The sequence below is a fragment of the Mesorhizobium sp. genome (assembly GCF_004962925.1).
Taxonomy (GTDB): Bacteria; Pseudomonadota; Alphaproteobacteria; order Rhizobiales; family Rhizobiaceae; genus Mesorhizobium.
In genome coordinates, this window is the sequence record NZ_SUEO01000349.1 from 1 (window position 1) to 3,738 (window position 3,738).

Annotated in this window: 1 protein-coding gene; it reads right to left on the bottom strand. The window is 64.5% G+C overall.

The annotated features are described in order from the left end of the window. Positions 1-39 precede the first annotated feature (39 nt). Positions 40-3,543: a carbamoyl-phosphate synthase large subunit gene (carB, locus tag E5W87_RS34640; RefSeq protein ID WP_292408230.1), complete on the bottom strand. Its 3,504-nt coding sequence runs from the start codon at positions 3,541-3,543 to the stop codon at positions 40-42. Between the last annotated feature and the right edge of the window lie 195 nt (positions 3,544-3,738).

The following is a 3,738-nucleotide window of genomic DNA, read 5'->3' on the forward strand; positions in this document are numbered from 1 at the left end:
CTCTTCTCCCCGTTGAACGGGGAGAAGAGAGTCAATCGACTAGGCAAAATACTCCTGCAGCGGGCGCACTTCCAGGCTCCCCGCCCGCAGCGCCGCAATGGCCTCGGCTACCGCAGCCGCGCCCGACAGCGTCGTGTAATACGGCACTTTCTGCATCAGCGTGGCGCGGCGCAGCGACTTCGAATCCGACACCGCCTTCTGGCCGTCCGTGGTGTTGAAGACGATCTGCACCTGGCGGTTGCGGATGGCGTCCTCGATGTGTGGGCGGCCTTCCAGCACCTTGTTGATTTTCTCGGCGGCGACGCCGTTCTCGGCGAGGAAGCGCGCCGTGCCTGAGGTGGCCATTACCTTGAAGCCCTGGCCGGCAAGGCGCTTGACCGCCGGCAATATGCCTTTCTTGTCCTCGTCGCGCACCGAGACGAACAGCGTGCCCGCGCGGGGGAGATCAACACCGGCCCCTAACTGGCTCTTGGCGAAGGCCAGCGCGAAGTCGCGGTCGAGGCCCATGACCTCGCCGGTCGAGCGCATTTCCGGGCCGAGCAGGATGTCGACGCCGGGGAAGCGGGCGAAGGGGAACACAGCTTCCTTGACCGCGATGTGGCCGGGATTTCTGGGATCGGGCATAGCGCCGTAATGGGCGAAGGCGTCTTCCAGCTTTTCGCCGGCCATTATCCGGGCGGCAATTTTCGCAATGGGCCGGCCGATGGTCTTGGCGACGAAAGGCACGGTGCGCGACGCGCGCGGGTTGACCTCCAGCACATAGACGGTGCCGTCCTTGATCGCATATTGCACGTTCATCAGCCCGCCGACATTGAGCGCGCGGGCAAGTGCCGCCGTCTGGCGCTCCAGCTCGTCGACGAGCTCCGAGGGCAGCGAGTGCACCGGCAGCGAGCAGGCCGAGTCGCCCGAATGGATGCCGGCCTCCTCGATGTGCTCCAATATGCCAGAGACGAAGGTCGATTTGCCGTCGCACAGGCAATCGACATCGACCTCGATGGCGCCCGAGAGGTAGGTGTCGAACAGAAGCGGGTTCTTGCCGAGCAGCGTGTTGATCTGGCCGGTCTTGTCGTTGGGATATTTCTGCTTGATGTCCTCCGGCACCAAGCCGGGTACGGTATCGAGCAGGTAGGATTGCAGCATGCTCTCGTCATGGATGATCTGCATGGCGCGGCCGCCGAGCACATAGGAGGGGCGCACCACCAGCGGGAAGCCGAGCTCGCCGGCGACGAGGCGGGCCTGCTCGACCGAATAGGCGATGCCGTTCTTCGGCTGGCTGAGGCCGAGCTTGTGCAAGAGCTTCTGAAAGCGGTCGCGATCCTCGGCCAGATCGATCATGTCGGGTGAGGTGCCGAGGATCGGAATGCCGGCCTTCTCCAGCGCATCCGCCAGTTTCAGCGGCGTCTGGCCGCCGAACTGGACGATGACGCCGACCAGCTCGCCCGACGCCTGTTCGGCGCGCAGGATCTCCAGCACGTCCTCCGGCGTCAGCGGCTCGAAATAGAGCCGGTCCGAAGTGTCGTAGTCGGTCGAAACGGTCTCCGGATTGCAGTTGACCATGATCGCCTCGAAGCCGGCGTCGCGCAGCGCGAAGGCGGCGTGGCAGCAGCAATAGTCGAACTCGATGCCCTGGCCGATGCGGTTCGGGCCGCCGCCGAGGATGACGACTTTTTTCCGCGATGAGACCTGCGCCTCGTTGGCGAGCGCGCCGGCGAACGGCACCTCATAGGTCGAGTACATATAGGCGGTGGGCGAGGCGAATTCGGCGGCGCAAGTGTCGATGCGCTTGTAAACCGGATGAACGTCGAGCTTGTCGCGTACCTTCTGGATCTCTTCCACGTCCTTCCTGACCAGGGACGCGAGACGGGCGTCGGAGAAACCCATGGCCTTCAACATGCGCAGATTGGCGGCGTCCTCGGGAATGCCGTGCTCGCGGATGCGGTCTTCCATGGCCAGGATGCCGGCGATCTGCTCGAGGAACCACGGGTCGATCTTGCACATCGCGTGCACGTCTTCCAGCGAGGTGCCCATGCGGATCGCTTGCGCCACCATGCGCAGCCGGTCGGGCGTCGGCGTGCCGAGGGCGGCGCGAATGGCGTTGCGGTCGTCGGCATGGCTGGCGGGCGCGCTGCCGTGGCCGATGCCGGGGATCTCGATCTCGTCCAAACCGGTCAGGCCGGTTTCCAGCCCACGCAAAGCCTTCTGCAGCGATTCCTGAAAAGTGCGGCCGATCGCCATGACCTCGCCGACCGACTTCATCGCCGTGGTCAGCACCGGCTCGGCGCCAGGGAATTTCTCGAAGGCGAAGCGCGGGATTTTGGTCACCACATAGTCGATGCTCGGCTCGAACGAGGCGGGCGTCGCGCCACCGGTGATGTCGTTCTCCAATTCGTCCAGCGTGTAGCCGACGGCGAGCTTGGCCGCGATCTTGGCGATGGGAAAACCGGTCGCCTTGGAGGCGAGAGCCGACGAGCGCGAGACGCGCGGGTTCATCTCGATCACCACCAGCCTGCCATCGGCCGGGTTGACGGCGAACTGCACGTTGGAGCCGCCGGTCTCGACGCCGATCTCGCGCAGCACCGCGATCGAGGCGTTGCGCATCATCTGGTACTCTTTGTCGGTCAGCGTCAGGGCAGGGGCGACGGTGATCGAGTCTCCCGTGTGTACGCCCATCGGGTCGATGTTCTCGATCGAGCAAACGATGATGCAGTTGTCGGCCTTGTCGCGGACAACCTCCATCTCATACTCCTTCCAGCCGAGCACGCTCTCCTCGATCAGCACTTCGGTAGTCGGCGAGGCGTCGAGGCCGGACTGGACGATCTCGTAGAATTCGGCGCGGTTGTAAGCGATGCCGCCGCCGGTGCCGCCCATGGTGAAGGACGGGCGGATGATGGCGGGCAGGCCGACATGGTCGAGCGCCTGGGCGGCGATCGCCATGCCGTGGCTGATGTAGCGCTGCTTGCGGTCGCCCTCGCCGAGGTTCCAGCGCGTTTCCAGCGCATCGAGCGCGGCGTCGAGGTTCTCGGGCTTCTCGGCCTTCAGCGCGGCGCGCTCGGCCTCGTGCGTCTTGCGGTCGGCGTTCTTGACGTCGGTGGCGTTGGCCAGCATCGACTTCGGCGTTTCCAGGCCGATCTTCTTCATCGCCTCGCGAAACAGCGCCCGGTCCTCGGCCTTGTCGATGGCCGTGGCGTCGGCGCCGATCATCTCGACATTGTAGCGTTCGAGCACACCCATGCGGCGCAGCGACAGAGCGGTGTTTAGCGCGGTCTGGCCGCCCATGGTCGGCAGCAGCGCATCCGGCCGCTCTTTGGCGATGATCTTGGCCACCACTTCCGGTGTGATCGGCTCGATATAGGTGGCGTCAGCCAGCTCCGGGTCGGTCATGATGGTGGCCGGGTTGGAATTGACCAGGATGACGCGAAACCCCTCTTCCTTCAGCGCCTTGCAGGCCTGGGTGCCGGAATAGTCGAACTCGCAGGCCTGACCGATGACGATGGGGCCGGCCCCGATGATCAGGATCGACTTGATGTCGGTGCGTCTTGGCATATCGAGGGTCCGTTCGGCAGGCGGCTTGCACGAAAAACCGGACGGGAAGACCCGGCCGGTTGTGCTCGCGATTCTGGTATCAGGCTAGGAGGGCCTTATAGGGAAGAGTTTTGCCTGATGTAACCCCCTAAAATGCGAGGAGTAGGGCAGTAGGGCAGTAGGGCAGTAGGGCAGTAGGGCAGTAGGGCAGTAGGG

What these genes read in the sequence shown, in the direction of transcription:
- carB (WP_292408230.1), bottom strand. Translation starts at nt 3,543, where the DNA reads ATGCCAAGACGCACCGACATCAAGTCGATCCTGATCATCGGGGCCGGC.